A 25,950-nucleotide genomic window follows, 5' to 3' on the forward strand; every position below is an offset into this window, starting at 1 on the left:
CCCTTTATGTCGCGTATCCGGACTCGATCGATGACCGAACGCCCTCTCATGTCGATTTATCCTGCAATCCGGGACGACATCGCCGATCTTACGACCCGGCGCCCGCTTCCGGGACGCGGTGTTCCGCATCTCGACCCGTTCCTGTTTCTGAACCATCATGGCCCGCAGACTTACCCTCCGCGGAACCACGGCCTGCCGTTTGGACCTCACCCGCATCGCGGGTTCGAGACCGTCACCTTCGTCCTCGCCGGAAGTCTGGCGCATAGCGACAGTAGCGGTGCGCAGAGCGTGGTAAAGGATGGCGGTGTGCAATGGATGACCGCCGGTTCGGGCATCGTCCATTCGGAACTTTCGCCGGACACGTTCAAAGCGGAGGGCGGGCCGCTCGAAATACTGCAGCTTTGGGTCAATCTTCCGGCAGCATTGAAGTTTACCGAACCCGCGTATCGAGAGGTACCGGCCAAGCTCATTCCAGAAGTCGATCTCGGGGAGGGAGCAACCTTGCGACCCGTTTCTGGATTTGACGATGCTCCGGTGGATTCGCTGACGGGTATCGCGCTCGGAACGTTGACCCTGGAGGCGGGGGCCGAAATATCTCTGCCGATACCGTCCGATCACACGATTTTCTTCTATACGATCCGCGGAGAAGCGAAGGCCGGCGGAGCGACGGTTCCCGAGCATCACCTCGCCACCTTCGGCAGTGGCGAGCACCTCGTCATCGCGGCGGAAAAACGGGTGAACATTCTGCTCGGCCATGCAGAGCCGATCAGGGAACCGATCGTGGCGCATGGCCCGTTCGTGATGAACAGCGAACGGGAAATCGTCGAAGCGTTCGAGGCCTATCGTCGCGGTGAATTCGCCTGATCGATCGCCTCCCGGAATTTTCGCTTAGCCTCGTCCGCTCTCCCTCAGTCCCGGTTCTTGCGCCCCTCGATCAGCGCATCGACGATCCCCGGATCTGCCAGCGTCGAAGTGTCGCCGAGAGCGCCGTAGTCGTTCTCCGCGATCTTGCGCAGGATGCGGCGCATGATCTTGCCACTGCGCGTCTTGGGTAAGGCAGGGGTAAAATGGAGATGGTCCGGTGTCGCGATCGGCCCGATCTCCTTGCGCACCCACTGCCGCAGTTCGGTCTCGAGCTCCTCGCCCGGTTCCTCGCCCGCGTTGAGCGTGACGTAGCAGTAAATGCCCTGGCCCTTGATATCGTGCGGGAAGCCGACGACTGCGGCTTCCGAGACTTTAGGGTGTAGAACCAGCGCGCTTTCGACTTCAGCGGTACCCATGCGGTGCCCGCTGACGTTGATGACGTCGTCGACGCGGCCCGTGATCCAGTAATATCCTTCCTCGTCCCGGCGGCACCCGTCGCCGGTGAAGTACTTACCCTTGTAAGTGCTGAAATAGGTCTGCACGAAGCGGTCGTGATCGCCATAGACGGTGCGTGCCTGGCCCGGCCAACTACGCGTGATGCACAGATTGCCCTCCGCCGCGCCGCCGCGGTCCTCGTCCGCCAGCACCGCGCCCTCGTTGTCCATCAGCTGAGGGGCGACGCCGAAGAAGGGCTTTCCCGCGCTGCCCGGCTTCATCGCATGCGCGCCGGGTAGGGTGGTGATCATCACGCCACCGGTCTCGGTCTGCCACCAGGTGTCGACGATGGGGATGCGCCCGCCGCCGACCACTTCGTGATACCAGCGCCAAGCCTCCGGGTTGATGGGCTCCCCCACGCTTCCGAGCAGACGCAGCTTGGATAGGTCGTGCTTCTTCACATGGGCCCGCCCCTCGCGCATCAGGGCCCGGATCGCGGTCGGCGCGGTGTAGAAGATGGCGACGTCGTGCTTCTCGCACACCTGCCAGAAGCGGTCGTGGTCGGGATAGTTCGGCACGCCTTCGAACATCAGCGCGGTCGCGCCGTTCAGCAGCGGGCCGTAGACGATATAGCTGTGCCCGGTGATCCAGCCGATATCGGCGGTGCACCAGTAAACCTCGCCCTCGCGATAATCGAATACGTATCGGAAAGTGGTCTCGGTCCAAACGGCATAGCCACCGGTAGTATGGACGACACCCTTGGGTTTGCCGGTGGAGCCGCTGGTGTAGAGGATGAACAGCGGGTCTTCCGCCGCCATATCCTCGCATGGGCATTCATCCGAAATGCCTTCGCTCAGTTCGTGGAACCAGCGATCGCGACCGTCCGTCATGGTGACATTGCCGCCAGTATGGCGAAGCACCAGCACGCCCTTCGCTTTCGCCTTTTCCAGCGCGGCATCGACATTGGCTTTCAGGGGGATGGTCGCGCCCCCGCGCAGGCCCTCGTCCGCGGTGACGATCCAGTCGCTTTCGCAATCGGTCACGCGGCCCGCGATCGCCTCGGGCGAGAAACCGCCGAAGATCACCGAATGCACCGCCCCGATGCGTGCGCAGGCGAGCATGGCGAAGGCGCCTTCGGGCACCATGGGCATATAGATCGTGACCCGGTCGCCTTTCGCGACACCCAGCTTCTTGAGCGTGTTGGCCCAGCGGATCACTTCGGCCAATAGCTGGGCGTAGGTGATCCGGCGTACCTCGCCCTCGAGATCGTCGGGTTCGAAGATCAGCGCGACACGATCGCCTTTACCGGCCTTCACATGGCGATCCACCGCGTTGTGGCAGATGTTGAGCCGCCCATCGGCGAACCATTTGATCGCGACCGGATCGAAGCTCCAATCGCCTGCGCTCTGCGGCTCGGTCGACCAGTCGAGCCTTCGCGCCTCCTCCAGCCAAAAGCCGTCCGGGTCGAACAGGCTGGCATCGTAGCGTGCGCCGTATTCCTGGAGCGAACAGCGCGTTCCATCCTTCGCACTTTCCGGAACCGGTACGGTCGGCGAAGGGGCATGCGGTTCGCTCATCTGTATCTCTCCCGTATGAATTACTCTTCCCGTATGATCGAAACCGCGCTGCCGGCGCAACGATCCGGTGCGGGCCTTCCTCTATCGCGCCGCCACCGCCATGTTGTCGATAAGGCGCGTCGAACCGAGCCGCGCCGCCGCGACGAGGCGGCCGGCTCTGTCCCCCGGCTGGTGCAGCGGAGCAAGCGAGCCGGCATCGACGAAATCGACGTAATCGACGACGAATCCCGCCGCTTCGATCTGTTCGCGCGCATTGGTCAGGGCGTCGCCGGGCGAAACACCGTTTTCGATCGCGGCGACCGCTTGGGTGAGAGCGGCGGGAAACGCGGTCGCCTGTTCGCGCTCGTCCGGGCTCAAGTACCGGTTGCGGCTCGATAGCGCGAGACCGTCCGCCTCGCGCACCGTGGGGATACCGATGATCGCGTCGGCGTGCGGCTGCGAGAGATCCAGATCGCGCGCCATGCGGCGGATGACGGCGAGCTGCTGCCAGTCCTTCTCACCGAACACCGCCAGATCGGGCCGAACCTGATTGAAAAGCTTGCACACGACGGTCGCCACGCCATCGAAATGCCCCGGGCGGCTGGCCCCGCACAGCCCCTCGCTGACACCGGCAACGCTCACCGTGGTGGCGAAGCCTTCCGGGTAGACTTGCTCGATAGAAGGCGCCCACAGCAGCGACACGTCCTCCGCCTCGAGCAGGGTCGCGTCGCGTTCGAGCTGGCGCGGATAGGCGTCGAGATCCTCGTTCGGGCCGAACTGGGTCGGATTTACGAAGATCGACACCACCACCCGGTCAGCCTTCGCCGCGGCCGCGCGAACCAGCGCCAGATGCCCTTCGTGCAGCGCGCCCATGGTCGGCACCAGCGCGATCGTTTCGTGCCGTTTGCGCAGGGCCGCGACCGCTGTTCTCAACATATCGAGCTCGGCAAAGATTTGCACGGCGATAGCCCCTTCGATAAAACCTGTCGCAACCGCGACGCCCGCCGCCCTAGCGCCGGCATGGTCATGCGGGCAAATGTTCTCGAACAAAAGGGCAGCCAATCCCCGTGTCTTCTCAGCGTCCGCACCGTATCGTTTTCGCCAATGAGAAGGGGGGGACAGGCAAATCGACCACGGCGGTGCATGTCGCAGTCGCGCTCGCTTATCGCGGTGCCCGCGTTGCCGCGATCGATCTCGACCCGCGGCAGCGCACCATGCACCGCTATTTCGAGAATCGGGCCGAAACGCAGCAGCGGCGTGATATCGAACTGCCGGGCGCGAAGTGCGAAGTCATCGCCGAGGATCTCGATACCGAGGGGCTGGAGGATCTGGCGCAGCGCGTGGGCGAAGGCCACGATTTCCTGATCGTCGACACCCCGGGCCGGGACGATCCGCTGGCGCGCCATGCCGCGACCGAGGCGGATACGCTGGTCACCCCGCTCAACGACAGCTTCGTCGATTTCGATCTTATCGGGCAGGTCGACGCGGAAACCTTCAAGGTGCGCCGCCTCAGCTTCTACGCCGAGCTGATCTGGGAGGCGCGGCTCAAGCGCAGCCGCGCCACGATCGACGAGCAGCGGCGCGAGATGGACTGGATCGTGGTGCGCAACCGCACCGGCCATACCGAGGCGCGCAACAAGGCCCGGCTCGATCGCGCGCTGACCGAACTGAGTAAGCGTGTGGGTTTTCGCGTGACGCCGGGACTGTCGGAACGCGTGATCTATCGCGAACTGTTCCCGAGTGGCCTGACCCTGCTCGACAAGGGGCATCTGGGCGATCTGGGCACCAGCCATCTGGTCGCCCGGCAGGAATTGCGCGAGCTTGTCCTGTCGCTGAACCTGCCCGACGCGGTCCGGGCGCAACAGCTGGAGCCTGCATGATCCGGGTGATCGTGCTGGCGGCCCTGGTGTCGCTGGCCTGCCGCTGGGCCTTCGGCAAATGGCCGTGGGACTATCTCCGCCCACCGCGGACCCAGGCAACCGAGCTTTCGAGGGCCCGCTCCGTGCTCGAAGTTGGGGTGGATGCCGACCGCCGCGCAATCCTGGAAGCGCACAGGCGCGTGGTTGCGCGGGTGCATCCCGATCGTGGCGGAACCAGCGAAGAGGTGCACCGCGCGAACGAGGCACGCGATCTCCTGCTGTCCCGATTGCCCGAAGATGGAGCCACGCAATGAGCCACGCCCTCGATCCGACCATCCTGCGCGAATACGACATACGCGGGATCATCGGCGAAACACTGGAGGCGGACGATGCGCGCGCGATCGGACGCAGCTTCGGCACGCTGATGCGGCGCGACGGCGGCCGAACCGTGGCGGTCGGCTATGACGGGCGGGTCAGTTCGCCCACGCTGGAGCACGCGCTCGTCGAAGGGCTGACCGCTAGCGGCTGCGACGTCGTGCGGATCGGCCTGGGCCCGACCCCGATGCTCTATTTTGCGGAAGCTTCGCGCGAGGATGTGGATGGCGGGATCCAGATCACCGGAAGCCATAACACGCCCAATTACAACGGCTTCAAAATGGTTTTTCGCGGCCGCCCGTTCTTCGGTACGGATATCGCGACGCTGGGCCGGATGGCCGCCGCAGGCGATTGGGAGGATGGCGAGGGAGAAGTTGCGGAGGTCGACATTCTGGGCGTTTACGTCGACCGGCTCCTGCTAGGGCTGGACGGGCTGGACGGGCTGGACCATACAGCGCTCCAGAGTCTGCGTGTAGGTTGGGACGCTGGGAACGGCGCGGCCGGTCCGGCGCTGGAAGCATTGGCCGCGCGCCTGCCCGGAGAGCATCATCTCCTCTACACCGATGTCGATGGTCGTTTTCCCAATCACCATCCCGATCCCACGGTCGAAGAGAATCTCGCCGACCTCGTCGCGTTGGTGAAGGAGAAGAACCTCGATTTCGGGGTGGCGTTCGATGGCGACGGAGATCGCATTGGCGCGATCGACGGGGCGGGCAGGGTGATCTGGGGCGACCAGCTTTTGATGATCTATGCCGAGGATCTTCTGCAGCGGCACGCCGGCACGACGATCATAGCCGACGTGAAAGCCAGTCGCGCGCTGTTCGACCACGTTTCGACCCATGGCGGCAAGCCGCTGATGTGGAAGACCGGCCATTCACTGATCAAGTCCAAGATGAAGGAAACGGGCAGCCCGCTGGCTGGCGAGATGAGCGGCCATGTGTTCTTCGCGGACGATTACTACGGCTTCGACGATGCGCTCTATGCTGGGGTGCGTCTGATCGCCGCGAGTGCCCGACTGAGCCGATCGGTGACGGAATTGCGCGGGGCGATGCCCGAGCTTTTCAATACGCCCGAGTTGCGTTTCCAAGTGGACGAGGATCGCAAGTTCGCCGCAATCGAGGAGGTGTCGCAACGGCTCGCCGATAGCCCAATCCAGGTGGATGCGACCGATGGCGTGCGGGTCACCAACGAGCACGGCTGGTGGTTGCTGCGTGCTTCCAACACCCAGGATGTGCTGGTCGCGCGGGCCGAAAGCGACAGCGAAGCCGGGCTCGAACGTCTGCTGGCGCAGATCGACGAGCAGCTGATGTTATCCGGGCTGGAAAGAGAGCCGCAAAAGGGGCACTGGAAAGTGCACAGCGGGGGGATTTGCAATGCGTACCGGCACCTGGCTCGTTTCACTTGTTGCACTGCTCGCGGCTGGTTCGCCGTTGGCCGCACAGGATTATGCAGATGAACCGATAACGCGGGATGCCGGCCCCGCCCCGCTGGAGGTAATCCCAATCCCGCCCTCTACCCCGCAAGACGACGAGGCGGGAGAAGTCGAAGAAAGCGAAGAGCCGGTGTTCGGCGACGAGCTGGAGGAGGCGATGGCCGAACTGGGCGAGGAGATGCCCGATTTCGGCAGCATGTTCGGCGATGCTTTCAAGCCGGAACCGCTCACCCCGGAGCAGGAAGCCCGCTTGCCCACCGCCGGTCGGGTCGTCGACCGGATCTTTCCAAACGGCACTTACGCGCGGATGGTGGATTCGACGCTTGCACCGATGATGGAAGGCCTGATGGGCTCCGAAATTGGAACGCCGCGCGGGGAGGTTGCTTGTCTGCTGGGAATGGACGAGGATGATCTCGACGACCTGGACGACGAGCAGGTCGCTGCGGCGGTGGGAATTCTCGATCCCGTCAATGCGGAGCGTGCCGCCGCCACCACCAAGATGATGCTGGAGATGGTCAGTAGCCTGCTGGACGCGATCGAGCCTGCGTATCGCACCGGCCTGACGCGCGCCTATGCCAAGCGGTTCGATGAGAGCGAGATGGACGCGATGGTCGCCTTCTTCGATACGCCGGCCGGCCAGCACTACGCGGCGGAATCGATGCTGATCTATGCCGACCCGGAAGTCATGGCCGCGATGAACGAGATGGGCCCGGCGATGATGGCGGTGATGCCCGACTTGATTAGAGGCATGGGCAAGATTGCCGAAGACTTCCCCGAGGCGCGAAAGTTCGGGGAGTTGAACGAGGCTGAACGTGCGCGCCTTTCCGATCTCCTTGGCGTCGGCCAGGCGGAGCTCGAATCGCTCCAGCCGGATCAGGACGATGATGGCGACGATGGCGAATACGAGGACGGTAGCTTCCTCGAAAGCTGACGGTTCTCTGCGCGCGCGTGGAACCGCGTGCGCGGGCGCGCGCTTTTTCCGCATGCTGCTGAGCCCCACCGCATGACGGACGACCTGCCGCCGGAAATCGCACGCTGGTTCGCCGGGCGCGGATGGCGTGTCCGGCGCCATCAGAGCGAGATGCTCGACGTGGCGCGCTCGGGTCGCCATTCCCTGCTGGTGGCCGATACCGGAGCGGGCAAAACTCTGGCGGGTTTCCTGCCCACGCTGGCCGATTTCTGCCCTTCGCAGGGTACCGACGCACCGCCTTCCAACACGCTGCATACGATCTATGTCTCACCGCTCAAGGCGTTGGCGCATGACGTTCAGCGCAATCTGGTCGCGCCGGTCGAGGAGATGGGTCTGCCCATCCGCATCGAGACCCGCAGCGGTGACACCCCGTCGGATCGCAAGCGCCGCCAGCGCGAGCGCCCGCCGAATGTATTGCTGACCACGCCGGAATCGCTGTCGCTGTTGCTGTCCTATCCGGAAAGCCTCGACATGTTCGCTGGGATGAAGCGCATTGTGGTGGACGAGATCCACGCCTTTGCCACCGGCAAACGTGGCGACCTGCTGGCACTGTGTCTCGCGCGCCTGCAGGCGCTCGCACCCGAACTCCAGCGCGTCGCGCTATCTGCGACACTCGCCGAACCGGAGGCTTTCCGCGAGTGGCTCGCGCCATGGGGCGAGGTAGACAGCGTCGCGCTGGTCGAAGGGGAAGCGGGAGCGGAGCCGGACGTCGAGATCCTGCTGCCGGAAGAGGAACGGGTTCCGTGGGGTGGGCACGCCGCGACTTGGGCAATCCCGCAGCTCTACGAGGAAATCCGTCGCAACCGTACCACGCTGGTGTTCACCAATACGCGCTTCCTGGCGGAATACACCTTCCAGAACCTGTGGGACGTGAACGAGGACAAGCTACCGATCGGGGTGCATCACGGCTCCCTGTCGAAGGAAGCGCGGCGCAAGGTGGAAGGGGCGATGGCGCGCGGGGAATTGCGCGCGCTGGTCGCCACGGCAAGCCTGGATCTCGGGGTGGATTGGGGCGATATCGACTGCGTTGTACAGATGGGCGCGCCGAAGGGGTCGAGCCGATTGTTGCAGCGTATCGGTCGCGCGAACCACCGGCTCGACCAGCCCAGCCGGGCGCTGTTGGTGCCCGGCAACCGCTTCGAATTCCTCGAGGCGCAGGCGGCGAAGGATGCGGTCGATGCCGGTAAGCGCGACGGCGAGGATTTCCGGCCCGGTGCGCTGGACGTGCTCGCTCAGCACGTAATGGCTTGCGCGTGCGCCGCGCCATTCGACGAAGCCGCGCTGCTGGCAGAGATACGCTTGTGTCTTTCCTACGCCTGGGTGGACGATACGGTGTGGCAGCGGGTGCTGAATTTCGTCGCCACGGGCGGATATTCCTTGAAGGCCTACGACCGGTTCCAGCGCATCGTGCGTGATCGCACCGGCATGTGGCGACTGACGCATCCCGAACAGGCGGCGCGGCATCGGCTGAATGCCGGGATCATCGTCGATTCAGAGATGCTGACGGTCCGCTTCAGGAATGGCCGCCAGCTGGGCAAGGTGGAGGAACGGTTCGCCGCCTCGCTTTCGCCCGGTGACACCTTCGCCTTCGCCGGCACCTCGCTCGAAGTTGAGCAGGTGAAGGACATGGAGCTGATCGTGCGCGCGTCAACCAAGGCGGCCATGATCCCTTCCTATGGCGGGTTGCGCCTCCCGCTGACGACGCATCTGGCGGAGCGGGTGCGCGAGATGCTGGTCGACCGCGCGGGCTGGGCGCGCTTCCCGGACGATGTGCGCGAATGGCTGGAGGTGCAGGACTGGCGCAGCGTGCTGCCGGGACCGGACAATCTGCTGGTCGAGACCTTCCCCCACGCCAATCGGCACTACACGGTCTATTATACCTTCTGCGGATGGAACGCGAACCAGTCGCTCGGCATGCTGATCACGAAGCGGATGGAGGATCGCGGCCTGCTGCCGGGGGGGTTCGTCGCCAACGATTACTCGCTGGCGGTCTGGGGCCTGAAGCCCGTGACCGATCCCGCACCTCTGCTGTCGGCCGATATTCTGGCGCACGAATTCGTCGATTGGGTGCAGGATTCGCATCTGCTCCGACGGTCCTTCCGCGAGGTGGCGGTCATCGCCGGCCTGGTCGAGCGGCAGCAGCCGGGCAAGCGCAAGAGCGGAAAGCAGGTCACTTTCTCGACCGACCTGATTTACGACGTATTGCGCAAATACGAGCCCGAGCACGTGCTGCTCGAAGCGGCCTGGGCCGACGCGCGTCAGCGGATGACCGATGTCGGGCGGCTGGGCGACCTGCTGGACAGCGCAGCAGAGCGGCTCGAGCATGTGGAACTTGATCGGGTGAGCCCGCTCGCGGTGCCGGTCATGGTGATGATCGGTCGCGAGAGCGTGCCGCAGGGCGCCGTCGACGATGAACTGCTGCTGGAAGCCGAGAGCCTGGCCGCGGCAGCGATGGGTACACCCTAACGCGTAGGGGAAGGTCGTCCCACATCATGTCTAGAGCAGCGTTTGATGGGCCATGATTCCGACAGAGGCGGCATACAGGATAAAAAAAGGGGCGGATCGCTCCGCCCCTTTCTCTTGGTGATGAGCTTGCAGCCGCGGGGCTATTCGCCCGTGCCGAATGAGCGATACTGTTCGTTACCGACGAAGCCGAACTTGCTTACGCCCGAACCCTTGATGATGTTCAGGACGTGGGCCGAGAGGTCGTAACTCGCCTGCGGCTCCGGCTCGAACTGGAGCTCCGGCTCGGGCACGATGTCGCGGGTGATCAGCAGGTTGCGGGTCAGTTCGCTTTGATCGATCCGGTCGCCGTTCCACAGTATTTGATCGTTTTCGGTCAGGACGATCTTGTTCTTGTCCGGCTCGATCTGATCTTCCGGCGGAGGGTTCGGGTTTGGCTGCGGCAGATCGATATTCACCGCATGCGTCGCCACCGGGATGGTGATGATGAACATGATGAGGAGGACGAGCATGACGTCGATCAACGGCGTCGTGTTCATCTCCATCATCGGACTGCCATCGTCCTTGCCGCCTGACATTGCCATGGTCGGTTACTCCTGAGTAGCGCCCGTCAACCGTTGGGGTCGACAGGGTTGGAAATGAAGCCGACGGTCGGATAACCTGCCGCCTGCACGTTGTAGATGGTGCCCGCGACGCAGCGCCACGGTGCGTTCACATCGCCGCGGATGTGGACCTGCGGGATCAGATCGGGATCCGCCATGATCGCATCCGGGCCGCCGGCACGCTGCACGATGGCATCGAGACGGGCGAACGCCTGATCGTAAAGCTCTTCCGAGCTCACCGGGGTGACGTTGCCGAAATAGATGCGGCATTCACCATTCCGGCTGGCACCCTCGAAACCGGGGTCTCCGGCGCTGCGGCCCTGATTATCCGTCGTGGAGACGGTGAGCTGAAGGTTCTCGACCTTATCTTTCGATTCGGTCGATTCCATGATCGGAATACGCAGCTTGTCGATCGTCTGGATCGCGACAGGAACCGCGATGAGGAAGATGATCAGGAGCACGAGCATCACGTCCACCAATGGGGTGGTGTTGATGTCGGACATCGGCGTCTCGGCGCCGCCTCCTCCTGTCGAAATGGCCATGTCTACATCCTATCCTTCGGTCCAGCGGACCCGAGGGTGAGGGGGCGGCGAGAAAGGCCTCGCCGCCCGCGATACTTACTTCCGCGTCGTGGTGGTGGTCGTCGTGCCCGGCTTGGTCGCCGTGGTCGTCGTCGTGGCGGGACGCGCGGCCGCACCGGTGGTTGCGGCCTTGCCGGCCTGCTGGGTCGAGGTAGCCGTCATCACCTTCGGCTTCACCGCACCGTTCGAGTTGATGTAGGCAAGCAGGTCGGTCGAGAAGCCCGTCAGCAGCTCGGCGATCCGCTTGTTGCGCTGCTGCAGCCAGTTGTAGGCGAGCACCGCTGGCACCGCGACGAGTAGCCCGATCGCGGTCATGATCAGCGCTTCACCGACGGGGCCGGCAACCTTGTCGATCGACGCCGAACCGGCGAGGCCGATGTTGATCAGCGCGCGATAGATGCCGATAACCGTACCGAGCAGACCGACGAACGGCGCGGTCGCACCCACGGTGGCGAGGAACGGCAGGCCGCCCGCCAGGCGCGAGTTGATCGTCGCTTCCGAACGGGCCAGCGAACCGTGGAGCCAGTCGTGGGCTTCCATTTTGTCCGACATCTGGCCGTGGGTTTCCTGGGCCCGCACGCTGTCGTCGACCATCTGGCGCCATGCGCTGTTCTTGTCGAGCTTGGTCGCGCCTTCCTTCAGCGAACCCGCACGCCAGAAATTCTGCCGCAGGTTCTTGTACTGGTTCAAGATCTTCTGCTGCTCGAGCAGCTTGGTGATCAGGATGTAGAACGAACCGACCGACATGATGACGAGGACGGAAAGAATGATGATCGCGATCCAGCCACCCTGCTGGATAGCTTCGACGATGCCGAACTGGTTCTGCGGAGCCGCACCTTCGGCAGCGATAAGAAGATTAATGAACATTGCGAGGTCCTCTCGAATGGAAAAGGAGATTAAAGTGAAATGGTGTCGTTATTCGGGAATTTGCCAGCGTACGGTGCCCGAGTAGGCACCCTCACCGTTGAAGCGCGCGCGGCGACTGATGAGACTGCAAGCGGCGTCCTTCAGATCCTGCGGCGCCGACCCACCGGTGACGGTACAGTTCGACACGCGGCCATTTCCTCCGATGGCTAGGCGGAAAGACACCGTTCCCGTGTAGTCGCGGTTGATCCAGCTCGAACGATAGTCGTTCGGCGTAACCCATGCGCCGGGATTGTTGGTCGGCTTAAGTGGCGGCGGTGGCGGCGGAGGTGGGGGCGGCGGCGGAGGCGGCGGCGGCGGCGGGGGATTCCCCGGCGGCAGTTGAATCGAAGGCCTCGTGCTTACCGGACGCTGCGGCGGAATCTCGTCCGTCGTCTTCTGCGGCGGCGTCTGGTTCGACAGCTTCACCGGCGGTTGCGGCACCACGATCGGGGGGCTCACTTCGCGCGGCTCCTCCGGCGGGGGAGGCGGCGGGGGCGGGGTTTCCTCAGGCGGCGGCGGCTCCTCGATATCGACGGTCGTCACCTTCTCGACCGCCTTCTTAACGGCCTCGTAGGCGAGGCCCGTGACGAGAAGGTAACCGATCGCGAGATGGACAATCACAACGATGACAATCGCGACGATGCGATTGGTGCTCATCTGTTGGTCAGCATAGGCCATGCGGTCGCATCACTCCATTTACGCCAGGTTAACCCCGGCCTGTTGTCCGAACAATGTCGGACGGGTTCAAAGTATCCTGCATATCGCGCATCCGGGCAAATCCAACCCCCTTTCCCCAAACGAGTGGGTCGCGGGCAGCCAGGGCTTCCTGCAGGGTCGGTATCGCCGGTTGGGCGACACACTATGCCGATGGCAGACTATCTCCCCCACCTCTCGGCCCGAGGCGGACCCTTAAACAGTCCGTAACGCGCTCGCAAACGCTTTTCAGGTTAAGGATCGATTCACACGTGCCGCGGTCCTCTATGCAATTATTGCGGCGGCCGGGATCGAAGCCCGCCGCGGCGCTTTCACCGGAGACACCATGCCGACCTTTCGCCCGACCCCTATCGCTTCGCTCGCCCTTGGCCTTGCCCTTGCCGCGCAGACGCCCGTGGCAGCGCAGCAATATCGCGACGGCATGGCGATCGAACGCACGGCCCCCGGTGAGCCGAGCTACGCCGATCTGGTCGCCCTGGCCGACGCCGCCCCACTGGTGTTGCGTGCACGGGTGACGAAGCAGGCGACCGTCGATCCCGAACGCGCGCCCGACGTGGCCCCGGGTTACGCCCGTGTCTATATAGAGGCCGATACACAGGCACTGATCGCCGGGACCATGCCGATCGGCGAATCCTTGCGCTATGTCGTCGACATGCCGCGCGATGCGAAGGGCAAGGTACCGAAGATCAAGAAGCAGGACGTCTTGCTGTTCGCGCGCCCGGTCACCGGGCGGCCCGGTGCGATCCAGCTGGTGGCGCCCGATGCGCAATTGCCGTGGAGCGCGCCTCTGGAAGCGCGCCTGCGCATCATCCTCGCGGAATTGCTCGCAGCCGATGCTCCACCCGTCATTACCGGCGTGCGCGACGCGCTGTCGGTGGCGGGCACGCTTTCCGGCGAATCGGAGACCCAGCTGTTCCTGGCGACCCGTTCCGGCGACCCGGCCTCCATCACGGTGGTCCGCCGACCGGGCATGGCGCCGCGATGGGGCGTCTCCTTTTCCGAGCTCGTCGATCAGGCAGCCGCGCCGCCGCAGTCCGGAACGCTCGCCTGGTACCGGCTCGCCTGCGCGCTGCCCGATCGTCTGCCCGACGATGTGAACCTTTCGTCCGACCCGCAGGACCGCATTCGCGCGGCGCAGGACTACGCAATCGTGCGGGAGGACCTCGGGGCGTGCACCTATACACGCACGCCGCCCCCGGCCTCCTGATCCAACGCGGGCTGTCGGCGGTCCAAGATTATGTGCCTCCTTTTCTCCGCCTCGCGCGGGTAGGGCGCGCCACCATGGCAATCGAAACCCATTCCGCGCGACGGACCATTGAACACGGCCGAGCGCTACCGACATGACCGCCCCGCTACGCATAGCCATCGCCGGACTCGGCACGGTCGGGGCGGGCGTCATTCGCCTGCTGGAGGAGAACGGCGCGCTGGTGGAAGCCCGCGCGGGTCGGTCGATCGTGGTGAGCGCGGTGAGCGCGCGCGATCGTTCGCGCGAGCGCGGGGTGGATCTGTCGCAGATCGCCTGGTGCGACGACATGGCGGCGATGGCCGCGCGCGACGATGTGGACGTGGTGGTCGAACTGGTCGGCGGGTCCGACGGACCTGCTCTCGCCCTGGCGCGCGGCGCGCTGGGGGCGGGCAAGGGTCTCGTCACGGCGAACAAGGCGATGATCGCGCATCACGGGCAGGAGCTGGCCGAACGCGCGGAAGAAAGCGGCGCGCCCTTGCGGTTCGAGGCCGCCGTCGCGGGCGGTATCCCGGTCATCCAGGGGCTGCATGGCGGCGCATCGGCCAACCGGATCGAGCGCGTGTACGGCATCCTCAACGGCACCAGCAATTACATCCTCACCGCGATGGAGGCGACGGGCGCGGATTTCGGCGACACGTTGGCCGAAGCGCAGCGTCTGGGCTTTGCCGAAGCCGACCCGGCGTTCGACATCGACGGGGTCGACGCGGCGCACAAGCTGGCGATTCTCGCCGCGTTGTCCTTCGGCACGCGGATCGATTTCGGCAATGTGGAGGTCGAGGGCATTCGCCGCGTGCGCGCCGCCGACATCGCGCAGGCCGATGCGCTGGGCTTCGTCGCGCGGCTGATCGGTGTCGCCGATATCGAAGGGGAGCCGCACGCGCCCCGCCTCCTGCAGCGGGTTCGCCCCTGCCTGATCGCCAAGACCCACCCGCTCGCCTCCATCGACGGACCTACCAACGCCGTGGTGGCGGAGGGAGATTTCGTCGGTCGCCTGCTGTTCCAGGGACCCGGCGCAGGTGCCGGGCCGACGGCCAGCGCGGTGGTCGCCGACCTGATCGGGATCGCGCGCGGCGACCGTTCGCCCGCCTTCGCCCTGCCCGCCGCCCGGCTTCGGACGTTGGACAAGGCCGATTCGGGCGCGCGCACCGGCCGGTCCTATCTCCGCTTCACGGTGGCCGACCGCCCCGGCGTGCTGGCCGAACTGACCGCGGCCATGCGCGATGCGGACGTCTCCATCGAAAGCCTGATCCAGCAGGGCGAGGCGGAGGAAGGTGGCGCGGTGCTCGTCTCCATGGTGACGCATCAGGGGCCGGTGCGCTGCGTGCGAGAGGCGATCGCGCTGCTGGACGGTTCGCCCATCCTGGCCGACACGCCGCTGGTGATGCCGATCCTGGGCACCAGCTAGCGCCCGGGCATTTCGCCCTTCGCGATCTTGTCTGCATCGGAGCCGGGCGGGGCCTCGGGCAGCGCCTCGATATCGAAATAATAGGTCGGCGGCGGCGGGCAGGGCGGGACGAAGCATCCTCGCGCCACCACATCGCCCGGATATTGCGGCTCCAGATCGGGCGGATCGCCGGCCCAAGACAGGTGCGAATCGTCTCCTTGGTCGAGGCTGGAGCGCACGTGGTATTTCGCCGAATCCTCCAGCCGCGCGCACACCACGATCTCGTCAGGAGTGCGCTCGCGCTGTTTCTCGCATTCGATCGGAACTTCGGGTTCGGGAGCCGGCGGCCCATAGACCTCGCGCGCCTTGGCCAGCGCTTCGTCGACGGATACCTTGTCCTGCTGCGAGGCGGGAGCGGGGGCGGCAGAAGCCTCCGCCTCCTGCGCTGCCACCGGTGCCGGGGAGAGCAGGACGAGACCCAAGGGGGCCAACAATGTCGCGAGGAAAGCTCGCGTCCAACTCGACAAGGCGGCATCCCCCCGTTAGGCGAGCGCCAAATTCTCCGCCGAGGAATGAATTGCCCATGAATGATGTCAACGTCCCCCCCAGTTCGGTTCTCGACCGGGTTCTCGTCCTCGAAATGGTGCGCGTCACCGAGGCTGCGGCGGTCGCCGCGTCGACGCTGATCGGTCGCGGCGACGAGAAGGCCGCCGACGCCGCCGCGGTGGAGGCGATGCGCAAGGCCTTCGACGAACTCTACATGGACGGGACCGTGGTGATCGGCGAGGGCGAGCGCGACGAGGCTCCTATGCTCTTCATCGGCGAGAAGGTCGGCGGCGCGCCGGGCAAGGGGCCGAAGATCGACATCGCGCTCGATCCGCTTGAAGGGACCACGATCACGGCGAAGGCCGGTCCCAACGCGCTCGCGGTGCTGGCTGCGGCGGAAGAGGGCAATCTGCTCAACGCGCCCGACGTCTACATGGACAAGCTGGCGGTGGGGCCGGGCTATCCCGCCGGGATCATCGACCTTGCCAAATCGCCGACCGAGAACGTGCGCGCCGTGGCGGGTGCCAAGGGCGTGGAGCCGTCCGAAATCATCGTCTGCGTGCTCGACCGGCCGCGTCATGCCGATCTGATCGCGGAACTGCGCGCGCTGGGCTGCGGCGTCGTGCTGATCGGCGACGGCGACGTGGCGGGCGTGATCGCGACGACCGACGAGGACACCACGATCGATATGTATATGGGCCAGGGCGGCGCGCCCGAGGGCGTGCTGGCCGCGGCGGCGCTGCGCTGCGTCGGCGGACAGTTCAACGGCCGGCTGGTCTTCCGCAACGAGGACGAGAAGGCGCGGGCGGCCAAGTGGGGGATCGAGGATCTCGACAAGATCTACACCCGCGACGATCTGGCCAAGGGCGACTGCATCTTCGCCGCGACCGGGGTGACCGACGGATCGCTGCTCGAAGGGGTGAAGCGCCGGCGGGGCGGGCTGATGACGACCGAGAGCGTGGTGATGCGCGCCAGCAGCGGCACCGTCAGGTGGATCAGGGGCGAACACCGCAAGGCCTGAACCGGCTTGGGCCGCCGCCGACGGACGGCTCGACACCTGTAGGAATGGAACGCCGACCGGGGGGTTTTCGAAAACTTTCCGATCATCGGCGCGCGCGCCCCTCACGCGGCTCCGCGGGTTCGTGGGTGCACCGCCGAACCAGGTGCAAAAGCGCGGAATTGTCGGCTTTTCGGCGTATCGCCGTCATGCGCCCGCGATAGAGCACGGGCTGCACCAGCCCCGTGTCGACACGCGCGAACAGCGCCGGAACGGTCAACTTCCGGTAATCGTCCCTCGGCCCCGCGCTCCGCCCCGATCCCGGCGGAGTCATCACCCGGTCCCAGGCATTGGCGAAGCTCGCCGCGTCGGCCCGCGCGCGCAGGCAATAGGCGCTCGCCTTGCTCATGCCGACCTGCCGCGCCGCCGCGGTGGGGGACCCGGTGAGATAGAGCGCGGCGAGAAACCCGCACTGGCGCTCCACGCTCCACCCGTCCTTTCTTGCGCGCACCGGCACGGGGCGGAAGAAGGGCGGGCGACGACGGAGCGTATGGGCGGGAGGCTTGGGCACGGACTTCGGCATCGGGCAGGATAGGGCAGATCGGGCGCGAGTAGGAAAGACCTTCCCGCCCCCCCTGCTGCCGCTCCTTATCGGCGCGCGCAACGGCAGCGATCCCCGGCTGCCCGCCCCCACCCATGTTGCAATCCCGTGACCCTCGGCTAAGTCCGGCGACAGCGATTCTGCGCCGCCGACAGGGACCCCGCATCCAGATGAAAATCATGTCCGCCAATTCGAACCTGCCGCTCGCCCGGGCGATCGCGGGTTATCTCGAAATGCCGCTGACCGACGCCAGCGTGCGACGCTTCGCGGACGAGGAGATCTTCATCGAAATCCACGAGAACGTGCGGGGCGAGGATGTCTTCATGATCCAGTCGACCAGCTTCCCCGCGAACGACAACCTGATGGAACTACTGATCGGGATCGACGCTTTGCGCCGCGCCTCCGCCCGCCGGATCACGGCGGTGATCCCCTATTTCGGCTATGCCCGGCAGGACCGGAAGCCCGGCCCACGCACGCCGATCTCGGCCAAGCTGGTGGCGAACCTCATCACGCAGGCCGGGGCCGACCGCGTGCTGGCGGTCGATCTGCATGCCGGGCAGATCCAGGGCTTCTTCGATATTCCGACCGACAATCTGTACGCCGCGCCCGTGATGGCGGCCGATATCCAGGCGCGCTATGGCGATCAGGACCTGATGGTGGTCAGCCCGGACGTGGGCGGCGTGGTGCGCGCGCGGGCGCTGGCGAAGCGGCTCGACAATGCGCCGCTGGCCATCGTCGACAAGCGGCGCGACCGGCCCGGCGAATCGGAAGTGATGAACATCATCGGCGACGTGCACGGGCGGCACTGCATCCTGATCGACGATATCGTCGATTCGGGCGGGACGCTGTGCAACGCGGCGCAGGCGCTGCTGGACCAGGGTGCCAGCTCGGTCGCGGCCTATATCACCCACGGCGTGCTGTCGGGCGGCGCGGTCGCCCGCGTCGATGGCTCCGCGCTGAAGGAACTGGTCATCACCGATTCGATCCGTCCGACCGATGCGGCGCTCGATTCGGACAAGATCCGCATTCTCACCATCGCGCCGCTAATCGGCGAGGCGGTGCGCCGCATCGCCGACGAGAGTTCGGTTTCGAGCCTGTTCGACTAGGATGGCCAGCGCCGCCGATCTCGCCTTCGCCCAGCGGCTGGCCGATGCGGCAGGGGCGGCGATCCGCCCGCTGTTCCGCGGCGACTGGGCGGACGATCGCAAGGGCGATGCCTCCCCCGTGACGGAGGCGGACCGCGCTGCGGAGGCGGCGATGCGCCAGCTGATCGAGGCGGAGCGGCCCGACGACGGGATCATCGGCGAGGAATACGGCACGCATAACGAGAGCGCGGGTCGGCAATGGGTGCTCGATCCGATCGACGGTACGATCAGCTTCATGGCTGGTCGCCCGATCTTCGGCACGCTGATCGCGCTGGTGCAGGATGGGTGGCCGGTGCTGGGCGTGATCGACCAGCCGGTGTCGCGCGAGCGCTGGGCCGGGCTGATCGGCCAGCCGACCACCTTCAATGGTTCGCCCGTCAGCACCCGGTCGTGCCGCGCGTTGGACGGCGCGATGCTGGCGACCAGCAGCCCGCATTATTTCGGGCCCGACCATGCGGAAGCCTATATGGCGCTCGCCAGCGAGGTCGGGCGCAATCGCAAGCAGGGGCTGATCGTCTATGGCGGCGACTGCTACAATTACGGCCTGCTCGCCTCCGGCCATCTCGACATCGTGTGCGAGGCGGGCTTGCAGCTCTACGATTATGCCGCGCTGGTCCCCATTGTGGAGGGCGCCGGCGGCACCATGAGCGATTGGCAGGGTCATCCGCTCGACGCCGACAGCGACGGTACGGTGCTGGCGCTGGGCGATCCGGCGCGGCTGGAAGACGTGCTGGAGGCGATGGGCGCGGCGTCCGCGCACCACCACCACGACCACGACTGATCAGGCCATGGTCAGCCCGCCATCGACGCGCAGTTCGGTGCCGGTAATGTAGTTCGCATCGTCGGACAGGAGGAACAGCGCCGCCTTCGCCACGTCCTCGGGCTCGCCCACCCGGCCGAGCGGGACCATGCCGGCGACCTTTTCCTTGTACTGCTTCTGCTCTTCCTCGCCCATGCCGCCGCGGTCGTGGAAGTTGGAATTGGTCAGGCCCGGGGTGACCACGTTCACGTTGATTTTGCGCTTCGCGTAATGCGTCGCGAGTGAACGCGCGGCCTGGCGGATGCCCGCCTTCATCGCCGAATAGACCATGGTGTCGGCCCGCCCGCCGCCCACGGTGCCCGATCCGATCAGCAGCATCTTGCCGCCATCCTTCAGCCTGTCGCCCAGCGCCTGCGCCTGCAGGATCGGGGCGCGCAGATCGACCTGGTAATGCCGGTCGAGATGCTCGCCATCCACCTCCGCCATGTCGCGAAACGCGCCGTAGCCTGCGTTGAGGAATACGCCGTCGAGGCCGTCGGGTGCGAACTCGTCGATCGCCGTCAGCAATTCGTCGATCGCGCCATCGGCGGTGACGTCGTTGGCGATCACTGTCGCGTCGGGCAGGTCGTTGCGCGTCTGCTCGATATGGTCGGGGCTATGCCCGGTCAGCAGCACGCGCGCGCCCTCCGCCAGCAATTGCCGCGCGGTTTCCTTGCCGATGCCCGAGGTGCCGCCGGTGACGAGGACGGCGCGGTTCGTGAAGCGGGGCATGGGGTGGTTCCTTTCGAGTGAGCGGGGGTACGCGGTTCAAATCCCGCTCCGGCCCGCGCGTTCCGCCGATTGGCTCGGCACTTCGGCACAGGGATGGACGTGGGGCGTTGGCCGGACATGAGCGAACGCAAATCGATAGTGATCACCGGCGGCGGTGCCGGGATCGGGCGCGCGAGCGCGCTGCACTTCCACGGCCTGGGCTGGTGCGTCGCCGCGCTGGACAAGGATGGAGACGCGCTGGCGGAGCTGGCCGGCCTGCTCCCGGCGAGCGACTGCCTGACGCTTGAATGCGATGTCGGGGTGGAGGACGAGGTGGAGCAGGCGTTCGCCGCGATCGGCGACTGGCTGGACGATGCGCCGCTCACCTGCCTGGTCAACAATGCGGGGATCGCCGATCCCTATGCCGGGCCGCTGGAGGATCTCGCGCTCGACAAATGGCAGGCGTGGATCGATGCGAGCCTGACCGGCGCGTTCCTTTGCAGCCGCGCGGCGGTCAAGCTGCTGCGCCGCGCGGAAGGGGCCAGCATCGTCAATATCTCCAGCACCCGCGCGGTGATGAGCGAACCCGAGAGCTTCGCCTATGCCGCGGCGAAGGGCGGGGTCGACGCGCTGACCCATGCCATGGCGGTCTCGCTTGGTCCCGACATTCGCGTCAACGCGATTCGCCCCGGCTGGATCGAGACGCGCGACTGGCAGAAGGAAGCCGAGCGCGAGGACCCGAACCACCGCGCGAAGGACCGGGAGCAACACCCCGCGGGCCGGGTCGGTCGCCCGCAGGATATCGCGGAGGCGATCGAATATCTCGCGGGGGCAGGCTTCGTCACCGGGCAGCACGTCAATGTCGATGGCGGCATGACGGTGAAGATGATCTACGAGCACTGATCGGGGGGACCGGAACGATGCGGCTGTTTCTCTACGGCGTCCTGCTGGGCGATATCGCGCAAGGCGCGGCGCGGCGGCTGGCCGACAAGATCGACGATGGGTTTCCGGCTGTCGCCACGGGTCGGCTCTATGTGGTGGAGGATGCGGAGGGCCCGTTCCCCGCCTTTGTGCCCGACCCCGCCGCCGGGCCGGTGCGCGGCATGGTGCACGAGGTGGAGCCGCAGGTGATGGCGACGATCGATATCTTCGAACGGGCGGGCGAGGATTACGATCGCCGCTCGATTCCGTTATACGCGCCCGACGGCACGGCAATTCCTGCGGGCGCCTATTGCTGGCGCGGTCCGGTCGAGGGGCTGGAGCGGATCGAGCACGGCGATTTCGCGCGTTGGCTGGACGAGAGCGGACGGCGGCCCTACGGCGCCTGAAGCCTTGCAATCTGCGTGGCAGGCGCTATGTGCGCCCACCTCACCGACACATGAATCGGATGATCGGCCTGGCTGTTAGGGCTGCCAGGGCGGATCGGATGTGTCCCTGACTATCGAAACTTCTCGACAGGAGATGAAAATGCCCAAGCTGAAGACCAAGAGCGGTGTGAAGAAACGCTTCAAATTCACCGCCACCGGCAAGGTCAAGCATGGTGTCGCGGGCAAGCGCCACCGCCTGATGAGCCACAATGCGAAGTATATCCGCCAGAACCGCGGCACCAGCGTGCTGTCGGACGCCGACGTCGCGCACGTCAAGAAATGGGCGCCCTACGGTTTGAATTGATTTGGCGGGTCGGGCGGATGCCCGGCCGCACCGATTTAGGAAGGATATACTATGCCTCGCATCAAACGCGGCGTCACCACGCGCCAGAAGCACAAGCGGCTGCTCGACCAGGCCAAGGGCTATCGCGGTCGTCGCAAGAACACCATTCGCGTCGCGCGCCAGGCGGTCGAGAAGGCCGGCCAGTACGCCTATCGCGACCGCAAGGTTAAGAAGCGCAGCTTCCGCGCGCTGTGGATCCAGCGGATCAACGCCGCGGTCCGCGCCGAAGGCCTGACCTATTCGCAGTTCATGCACGGCGTGAAGCTTGCCGGGATCGAGCTCGACCGCAAGGTCATGGCAGATCTCGCGATGAACGAAGGCGCGGCCTTCAGCCACATCGTCAAGCAGGCCAAGGACGCGCTGCCTGCGTAAGCTGGCCGGGCGTCGCCTGTCCTGAGCCTGTCGAAGGGCGCTTCCGGCCTGACCTGACGACGCTTTGATTTCAGGAAGCGCCATTCCCGCCCATGCGGGGGTGGCGCTTTTTCTTTGTCCCCCTTAATCGGCACCGACGATGAGCACCGAACAAGAACAACAGGTCACCCAAACGCTGGAGCGGCTGCACGCCGCCGATGGCGTCGACGCCGTCGAGGCAATCCGCGTCGAGGCGCTGGGCAAGCAGGGCTGGATCAGCCAGCTGATGAAGACGCTGGGCAAGATGAGCCCGGAAGAGCGCCAGAGCGAAGCCCCGCGCATTCAGGGCCTGCGTGCCCGCGTCGCCGAGGCGGTCGAGGACCGCAAGGCCGCGCTGGAGGCGGCGGCTCTGGAGGAACGGCTGGCGAGCGAGCGGCTCGACCTGACGCTGCCCGCGCCGCAAGCCCCGCGCGGGACGGTCCACCCGGTTGCCCAGGTGATGGACGAGCTGGCCGAAATCTTCGCCGATCTCGGCTTCGCGGTCGCCACCGGTCCGGAAATCGAGACCGACTGGCACAATTTCACCGCGCTCAACATGGCGGAAACGCATCCCGCGCGCGCTGCGCACGACACGTTCTATTTCCCCGATCGGAATGCGGACGGCTACCAGATGCTGCTGCGCACCCATACCAGCCCCGTACAGATCCGATCGATGCAGGATCACGGCGCGCCGTTGCGCATCATTGCGCCGGGCCGCACCTATCGCTCCGACAGCGACGCGACGCACACGCCGATGTTCCACCAGGTGGAAGGGCTGGTGATCGACGAGGGCATCCATCTCGGCCATCTCAAATGGACGCTCGAGACCTTCCTCAAGGCGTTCTTCGAGCGCGACGACATCGTGCTGCGTCTGCGCCCCAGCTATTTCCCCTTCACTGAGCCGAGCGTGGAGGTCGATGTCGGTTACGCCACCGAGGGTGGCCGCCGCGTGGTCGGCGGCGACGGCGATGCGCCGGGCCATGCGTGGATGGAACTGCTCGGCAGCGGCATGGTCAACCGCCGCGTGCTGGAATTCGCGGGCGTCGATCCTGAGCGTTACTCGGGCTTCGCCTTCGGCTGCGGGATCGACCGCCTCGCCATGCTCAAATACGGGATGAACGATTTGCGCGCCTTCTTCGACGGGGATGCCCGCTGGCTGTCGCACTACGGCTTCGGCGCAGTCGACCAGCCGACCCTGTCGGGCGGCGTGGGCGCGCCGGTGGGAGCAGGGGCATGAAGTTCTCGCTCGAATGGCTGAAATATTTCCTCGAAACCGATGCCACGGTCGGGGAGGTCGCCGACGCGCTCAACCGCATCGGACACGAGGTCGAGGGGATCGAGGACCCGGCGCAGAAACTGGCGGGCTTCCGCGTTGCCGAGGTGCTGACCGCAAAGCCGCATCCCGATGCCGACAAGCTGCAAGTGCTGGAGGTCTCGACCGGCGAAGGCGATCCGCTGACCGTCGTGTGCGGCGCGCCTAATGCGCGCGCGGGCATGAAGGGCGTGCTCGGTCTGCCCGGCGCGGTAGTCCCGTCGAACGGGATGGAATTGCGCAAGAGCGCGATCCGCGGCGTCGAATCGAACGGCATGATGTGCTCGGTTCGCGAGCTGGAGCTGGGCGATGCGCATGAGGGCATTATCGAACTGCCCGAGGACGCGCCGGTGGGGGCGAGCTTCGCGGACTACCACGCCGCCTCGCCGGTGATCGACGTCGCCATTACCGCCAACCGGCCCGATTGCATGGGGGTGATGGGGATCGCGCGCGATCTCGCCGCGGCGGGGCTCGGCACGTTCAAGCCGTTCCCGGTGCCGGAGGTCGCGGCGAAGGGCGCGTGTCCGATCGAGATCCGCACCGACGATCCGGAGGGCTGCCCCGCCTTCTACGGCCGCGTCGTGCGCGGCGTGTCGAACGGCGCCAGCCCGGAATGGATGCAACGCCGCCTGATCGCCGCGGGCCAGCGCCCGATCAGCGCGATCGTCGACATCACCAATTACCTGATGCTCGCCTTCGGGCGGCCCGCCCATGCCTACGACCTCGCGAAGCTATCGGGCGCGATGACCGCGCGCCGGGCGCGGGACGGCGAGAGCGTCGAGGCGCTAAACGAGAAGACCTACACGCTCGACGACACCATGACGGTGATCGCGGACGAAGCCCAGGTCCACGACATCGCCGGGATCATGGGCGGCGAACATTCGGGCGTCACGCAAGGCACGACCGACGTGTTGCTGGAGATCGCCTATTTCGATCCGGCGCGCATCGGGGTGACCGGGCGCAAGCTCGGCCTCGCCAGCGATGCGCGCACCCGGTTCGAACGCGGGGTCGATCCCGCCTTCCTCGACGACGGGCTCGCGATCCTGACCGACCTCGTGCTGCGCATCTGCGGCGGCGAGGCGAGCGAGGTGGTGCGCGCGGGCGAGCCGCCGGTCGAGCCGCGCGAAGTAGCTTTCGATACCGATTTGGTTCGCACCTTAGGCGGTGTGAACGTGCCCGTCGCTCAACAGCTTTCGATATTAGAGTCACTCGATTTTCGGGTGCCAAAGACGCCTAGCTCGGCGCGGGCGGGCGGCACGCGACACCAAATTCCGGTGGGGATCCCCGCGCGGCGGCACGATATCGAGGGGCCGGCCGATCTGGTCGAGGAAGTGGTGCGCATCCATGGGCTCGACCGGGTGGAAAGCGTGGCGCTGCCGCGTCGCGAAGGCGTCGCCACGCCCACCGCGACGCCCCAGCAACTGCTCGAACGCCGCCTGCGCCGCGCCGCCGCGGGTCGCGGGCTGAACGAGGCGGTGACCTGGTCCTTTCTGCCGGTTCCGCAAGCGGAACAGTTCGCCACCGATGGCTCGGACCTTTGGGTCCTCGAAAACCCGATCAGCGAGGACATGAAGGCCATGCGCCCCTCGCTGTTGCCCGGCCTGATCGGCGCGGCCAAGCGCAATGCCGATCGTGGGGCGGACGCCACGCGGCTGTTCGAGATCGGCCGCCGCTACCTTCGCGGCGAAAGCGGCATGAGCGACGAGCGCCCGACGCTCGGCGTGCTGCTTGCGGGGGATCGCACCCCGCGCGGTTGGGCGACCGGCAAGGCGACCGGTTTCGACGCGTTCGATGCCAAGGCGGAGGCCGAGGCGCTGCTGGCCGCCGCGGGCGCGCCGGTTGCCAACCTGATGGTGATGGACGGCGCTGGCGCGCAGTTCCATCCCGGCCAATCGGCGACGCTGCGGCTCGGCCCCAAGAACGTGCTCGCCCGCTTCGGCGCGCTCCATCCCGCTACGCTGAAGGCGTTCGACATCGACGGCCCGGTGGTCGCGGTCGAGATTTTCCTCGACGCGCTACCGGCCAAGAAAGGCGAGCCGAGCTTCGCTCGCAGCGCCTTCAGCCCGCCTGCCCTGCAGGCGATCACGCGCGACTTCGCCTTCCTCGTCCCCGAGGCGCTTCCGGCGGGCGATCTGCTGCGCGCGGTGCGCGGGGCGGAGAAGCAGGCGATCGCCGACGCGCGCGTGTTCGACGTCTTCGCCGGCCAGGGCGTGCCCGAGGGTAGCAAGTCGGTCGCGATCGAGGTCGTCCTGCAACCGGGTGAGAAGAGCTTCACCGAAGACCAGATCAAGGCCATTTCCGAGCGCATCGTCGCCGCCGCGGCGAAGCAGGGCGCGGAGCTGAGAGGATAGA

General features: G+C 66.0%; 26 protein-coding genes. 17 read left to right on the forward strand and 9 right to left on the reverse strand.

All coding sequences use genetic code 11. The annotated features are described in order from the left end of the window. Window positions 1-30: 30 nt before the first annotated feature. Window positions 31-864: a pirin family protein gene (locus tag F7D01_RS07085; protein ID WP_215229478.1), complete on the forward strand. Its 834-nt coding sequence runs from the start codon at window positions 31-33 to the stop codon at window positions 862-864. A gap of 44 nt (window positions 865-908) precedes the next feature. Here F7D01_RS07085 and acs read toward each other — a convergent pair whose 3' ends face one another. Together acs and panC are read right to left on the reverse strand one after the other, a co-directional pair. Continuing rightward, a complete protein-coding gene (gene acs, locus F7D01_RS07090; protein WP_215229479.1) occupies window positions 909-2,876 on the reverse strand; it encodes an acetate--CoA ligase in 1,968 nt (655 codons plus the stop codon). Between the two features lie 81 nt (window positions 2,877-2,957). After that, complete coding sequence (gene panC, locus F7D01_RS07095; RefSeq protein ID WP_256443731.1) at window positions 2,958-3,815, reverse strand: pantoate--beta-alanine ligase; 858 nt, start codon at window positions 3,813-3,815, stop codon at window positions 2,958-2,960. A 107-nt stretch (window positions 3,816-3,922) separates the two neighbouring features. Here panC and F7D01_RS07100 point away from each other — a divergent pair, with 107 nt between their 5' ends. The 5 genes from F7D01_RS07100 (at window position 3,923) to F7D01_RS07120 (ending at window position 9,957) form a co-directional block, all read left to right on the forward strand. Continuing rightward, the gene (locus tag F7D01_RS07100; protein WP_215229481.1) at window positions 3,923-4,735 is read left to right on the forward strand and encodes a division plane positioning ATPase MipZ; all 813 of its coding nucleotides are present in this window, start codon (window positions 3,923-3,925) and stop codon (window positions 4,733-4,735) included. Continuing rightward, complete coding sequence (locus tag F7D01_RS07105) at window positions 4,732-5,028, forward strand: molecular chaperone DnaJ (protein ID WP_215229482.1); 297 nt, start codon at window positions 4,732-4,734, stop codon at window positions 5,026-5,028. Before F7D01_RS07100 ends, F7D01_RS07105 begins: the two co-directional genes overlap by 4 nt. Beyond that, the gene (pgmG, locus tag F7D01_RS07110) at window positions 5,025-6,545 is read left to right on the forward strand and encodes a phosphoglucomutase/phosphomannomutase PgmG (RefSeq protein ID WP_215229483.1); all 1,521 of its coding nucleotides are present in this window, start codon (window positions 5,025-5,027) and stop codon (window positions 6,543-6,545) included. Before F7D01_RS07105 ends, pgmG begins: the two co-directional genes overlap by 4 nt. Next, entirely contained in the window at window positions 6,520-7,452 is a 933-nt protein-coding gene (locus F7D01_RS07115) for a DUF2059 domain-containing protein (protein WP_215229484.1), read from the forward strand. The genes pgmG and F7D01_RS07115 overlap by 26 nt, the downstream gene beginning before the upstream one ends. Window positions 7,453-7,524: 72 nt before the next feature. Further along, on the forward strand, window positions 7,525-9,957 hold the full coding sequence (locus tag F7D01_RS07120) for a ligase-associated DNA damage response DEXH box helicase (RefSeq protein WP_215229485.1): 2,433 nt from the start codon (window positions 7,525-7,527) through the stop codon (window positions 9,955-9,957). 140 nt (window positions 9,958-10,097) lie between these two features. On the opposite strand, the gene F7D01_RS07125 is transcribed toward F7D01_RS07120, so the two are convergent. From F7D01_RS07125 to F7D01_RS07140, 4 genes are all read right to left on the reverse strand, one after another. Further along, complete coding sequence (locus tag F7D01_RS07125; protein WP_215229486.1) at window positions 10,098-10,538, reverse strand: biopolymer transporter ExbD; 441 nt, start codon at window positions 10,536-10,538, stop codon at window positions 10,098-10,100. A gap of 26 nt (window positions 10,539-10,564) precedes the next feature. Continuing rightward, window positions 10,565-11,098: a biopolymer transporter ExbD gene (locus tag F7D01_RS07130; protein ID WP_215229487.1), complete on the reverse strand. Its 534-nt coding sequence runs from the start codon at window positions 11,096-11,098 to the stop codon at window positions 10,565-10,567. 75 nt (window positions 11,099-11,173) lie between these two features. Then, window positions 11,174-12,004 carry a MotA/TolQ/ExbB proton channel family protein gene (locus F7D01_RS07135; RefSeq protein ID WP_215229488.1) on the reverse strand — a complete coding sequence of 277 codons (831 nt, stop codon included), beginning with the start codon at window positions 12,002-12,004 and terminating at the stop codon, window positions 11,174-11,176. 48 nt (window positions 12,005-12,052) lie between these two features. Beyond that, a complete protein-coding gene (locus F7D01_RS07140) occupies window positions 12,053-12,700 on the reverse strand; it encodes an energy transducer TonB (RefSeq protein WP_215229489.1) in 648 nt (215 codons plus the stop codon). A gap of 382 nt (window positions 12,701-13,082) precedes the next feature. Between F7D01_RS07140 and F7D01_RS07145 the strand changes: the two genes are divergently transcribed. Next, window positions 13,083-13,964, forward strand: a complete 882-nt coding sequence (locus F7D01_RS07145; RefSeq protein WP_215229490.1) for a hypothetical protein — start codon at window positions 13,083-13,085, stop codon at window positions 13,962-13,964. Window positions 13,965-14,097: 133 nt separating this feature from the next. Continuing rightward, window positions 14,098-15,408 (forward strand): homoserine dehydrogenase, encoded by a 1,311-nt coding sequence (locus F7D01_RS07150; RefSeq protein ID WP_215229491.1) that lies wholly within the window; start codon window positions 14,098-14,100, stop codon window positions 15,406-15,408. Here F7D01_RS07150 and F7D01_RS07155 read toward each other — a convergent pair. After that, on the reverse strand, window positions 15,405-15,878 hold the full coding sequence (locus F7D01_RS07155) for a hypothetical protein (protein ID WP_215229492.1): 474 nt from the start codon (window positions 15,876-15,878) through the stop codon (window positions 15,405-15,407). The two genes, F7D01_RS07150 and F7D01_RS07155, sit on opposite strands and share 4 nt — an antisense overlap. Before the next feature lie 92 nt (window positions 15,879-15,970). Here F7D01_RS07155 and glpX point away from each other — a divergent pair, with 92 nt between their 5' ends. After that, a complete protein-coding gene (gene glpX, locus F7D01_RS07160) occupies window positions 15,971-16,954 on the forward strand; it encodes a class II fructose-bisphosphatase (protein ID WP_215229493.1) in 984 nt (327 codons plus the stop codon). An 82-nt stretch (window positions 16,955-17,036) separates the two neighbouring features. On the opposite strand, the gene F7D01_RS07165 is transcribed toward glpX, so the two are convergent. Further along, the gene (locus tag F7D01_RS07165; protein WP_215229494.1) at window positions 17,037-17,513 is read right to left on the reverse strand and encodes a hypothetical protein; all 477 of its coding nucleotides are present in this window, start codon (window positions 17,511-17,513) and stop codon (window positions 17,037-17,039) included. Between the two features lie 188 nt (window positions 17,514-17,701). Between F7D01_RS07165 and F7D01_RS07170 the strand changes: the two genes are divergently transcribed. Both F7D01_RS07170 and hisN read left to right on the forward strand, forming a co-directional pair. After that, window positions 17,702-18,637: a ribose-phosphate pyrophosphokinase gene (locus F7D01_RS07170; RefSeq protein WP_215229495.1), complete on the forward strand. Its 936-nt coding sequence runs from the start codon at window positions 17,702-17,704 to the stop codon at window positions 18,635-18,637. A 1-nt stretch (window position 18,638) separates the two neighbouring features. Further along, window positions 18,639-19,457, forward strand: coding sequence for a histidinol-phosphatase (gene hisN, locus F7D01_RS07175; protein ID WP_215229496.1), 819 nt, complete (start codon window positions 18,639-18,641; stop codon window positions 19,455-19,457). Here hisN and F7D01_RS07180 read toward each other — a convergent pair whose 3' ends face one another. Beyond that, entirely contained in the window at window positions 19,458-20,207 is a 750-nt protein-coding gene (locus tag F7D01_RS07180) for an SDR family NAD(P)-dependent oxidoreductase (protein ID WP_215229497.1), read from the reverse strand. It abuts the gene before it with no gap. Between the two features lie 117 nt (window positions 20,208-20,324). On the opposite strand from F7D01_RS07180, the gene F7D01_RS07185 reads away from it, so the two are divergent. The 6 genes from F7D01_RS07185 (at window position 20,325) to pheT (ending at window position 25,949) form a co-directional block, all read left to right on the forward strand. Beyond that, entirely contained in the window at window positions 20,325-21,089 is a 765-nt protein-coding gene (locus tag F7D01_RS07185; RefSeq protein WP_215229498.1) for an SDR family NAD(P)-dependent oxidoreductase, read from the forward strand. A gap of 17 nt (window positions 21,090-21,106) precedes the next feature. Next, window positions 21,107-21,514: a gamma-glutamylcyclotransferase gene (locus tag F7D01_RS07190; protein WP_215229499.1), complete on the forward strand. Its 408-nt coding sequence runs from the start codon at window positions 21,107-21,109 to the stop codon at window positions 21,512-21,514. A 139-nt stretch (window positions 21,515-21,653) separates the two neighbouring features. Beyond that, window positions 21,654-21,857, forward strand: a complete 204-nt coding sequence (gene rpmI / locus F7D01_RS07195) for a 50S ribosomal protein L35 (protein WP_215229500.1) — start codon at window positions 21,654-21,656, stop codon at window positions 21,855-21,857. 51 nt (window positions 21,858-21,908) lie between these two features. Then, window positions 21,909-22,268 carry a 50S ribosomal protein L20 gene (gene rplT / locus F7D01_RS07200; protein ID WP_215229501.1) on the forward strand — a complete coding sequence of 120 codons (360 nt, stop codon included), beginning with the start codon at window positions 21,909-21,911 and terminating at the stop codon, window positions 22,266-22,268. Between the two features lie 139 nt (window positions 22,269-22,407). After that, window positions 22,408-23,523, forward strand: a complete 1,116-nt coding sequence (gene pheS / locus F7D01_RS07205) for a phenylalanine--tRNA ligase subunit alpha (RefSeq protein WP_215229502.1) — start codon at window positions 22,408-22,410, stop codon at window positions 23,521-23,523. Next, complete coding sequence (gene pheT / locus F7D01_RS07210; RefSeq protein ID WP_215229503.1) at window positions 23,520-25,949, forward strand: phenylalanine--tRNA ligase subunit beta; 2,430 nt, start codon at window positions 23,520-23,522, stop codon at window positions 25,947-25,949. Before pheS ends, pheT begins: the two co-directional genes overlap by 4 nt. Window position 25,950: the final 1 nt, after the last annotated feature.

Origin of the sequence: Erythrobacter sp. 3-20A1M (assembly GCF_018636735.1) — a bacterium.
Taxonomy (GTDB): Bacteria; Pseudomonadota; Alphaproteobacteria; order Sphingomonadales; family Sphingomonadaceae; genus Alteriqipengyuania.

Excerpts from the sequence above, each read along its gene's own strand:
- F7D01_RS07085 (WP_215229478.1), top strand. The coding sequence starts at position 31 with ATGACCGAACGCCCTCTCATGTCGATTTATCCTGCAATCCGGGACGAC.
- acs (WP_215229479.1), bottom strand. The coding sequence starts at position 2,876 with ATGAGCGAACCGCATGCCCCTTCGCCGACCGTACCGGTTCCGGAAAGT.
- F7D01_RS07105 (WP_215229482.1), top strand. The coding sequence starts at position 4,732 with ATGATCCGGGTGATCGTGCTGGCGGCCCTGGTGTCGCTGGCCTGCCGC.
- pgmG (WP_215229483.1), top strand. The coding sequence starts at position 5,025 with ATGAGCCACGCCCTCGATCCGACCATCCTGCGCGAATACGACATACGC.
- F7D01_RS07120 (WP_215229485.1), top strand. The coding sequence starts at position 7,525 with ATGACGGACGACCTGCCGCCGGAAATCGCACGCTGGTTCGCCGGGCGC.
- F7D01_RS07125 (WP_215229486.1), bottom strand. The coding sequence starts at position 10,538 with ATGGCAATGTCAGGCGGCAAGGACGATGGCAGTCCGATGATGGAGATG.
- F7D01_RS07130 (WP_215229487.1), bottom strand. The coding sequence starts at position 11,098 with ATGGCCATTTCGACAGGAGGAGGCGGCGCCGAGACGCCGATGTCCGAC.
- F7D01_RS07135 (WP_215229488.1), bottom strand. The coding sequence starts at position 12,004 with ATGTTCATTAATCTTCTTATCGCTGCCGAAGGTGCGGCTCCGCAGAAC.
- F7D01_RS07140 (WP_215229489.1), bottom strand. The coding sequence starts at position 12,700 with ATGAGCACCAATCGCATCGTCGCGATTGTCATCGTTGTGATTGTCCAT.
- F7D01_RS07145 (WP_215229490.1), top strand. The coding sequence starts at position 13,083 with ATGCCGACCTTTCGCCCGACCCCTATCGCTTCGCTCGCCCTTGGCCTT.
- F7D01_RS07150 (WP_215229491.1), top strand. The coding sequence starts at position 14,098 with ATGACCGCCCCGCTACGCATAGCCATCGCCGGACTCGGCACGGTCGGG.
- glpX (WP_215229493.1), top strand. The coding sequence starts at position 15,971 with ATGAATGATGTCAACGTCCCCCCCAGTTCGGTTCTCGACCGGGTTCTC.
- F7D01_RS07165 (WP_215229494.1), bottom strand. The coding sequence starts at position 17,513 with ATGCCGAAGTCCGTGCCCAAGCCTCCCGCCCATACGCTCCGTCGTCGC.
- F7D01_RS07170 (WP_215229495.1), top strand. The coding sequence starts at position 17,702 with ATGAAAATCATGTCCGCCAATTCGAACCTGCCGCTCGCCCGGGCGATC.
- hisN (WP_215229496.1), top strand. The coding sequence starts at position 18,639 with ATGGCCAGCGCCGCCGATCTCGCCTTCGCCCAGCGGCTGGCCGATGCG.
- F7D01_RS07180 (WP_215229497.1), bottom strand. The coding sequence starts at position 20,207 with ATGCCCCGCTTCACGAACCGCGCCGTCCTCGTCACCGGCGGCACCTCG.
- F7D01_RS07185 (WP_215229498.1), top strand. The coding sequence starts at position 20,325 with ATGAGCGAACGCAAATCGATAGTGATCACCGGCGGCGGTGCCGGGATC.
- F7D01_RS07190 (WP_215229499.1), top strand. The coding sequence starts at position 21,107 with ATGCGGCTGTTTCTCTACGGCGTCCTGCTGGGCGATATCGCGCAAGGC.
- rpmI (WP_215229500.1), top strand. The coding sequence starts at position 21,654 with ATGCCCAAGCTGAAGACCAAGAGCGGTGTGAAGAAACGCTTCAAATTC.
- rplT (WP_215229501.1), top strand. The coding sequence starts at position 21,909 with ATGCCTCGCATCAAACGCGGCGTCACCACGCGCCAGAAGCACAAGCGG.
- pheS (WP_215229502.1), top strand. The coding sequence starts at position 22,408 with ATGAGCACCGAACAAGAACAACAGGTCACCCAAACGCTGGAGCGGCTG.
- pheT (WP_215229503.1), top strand. The coding sequence starts at position 23,520 with ATGAAGTTCTCGCTCGAATGGCTGAAATATTTCCTCGAAACCGATGCC.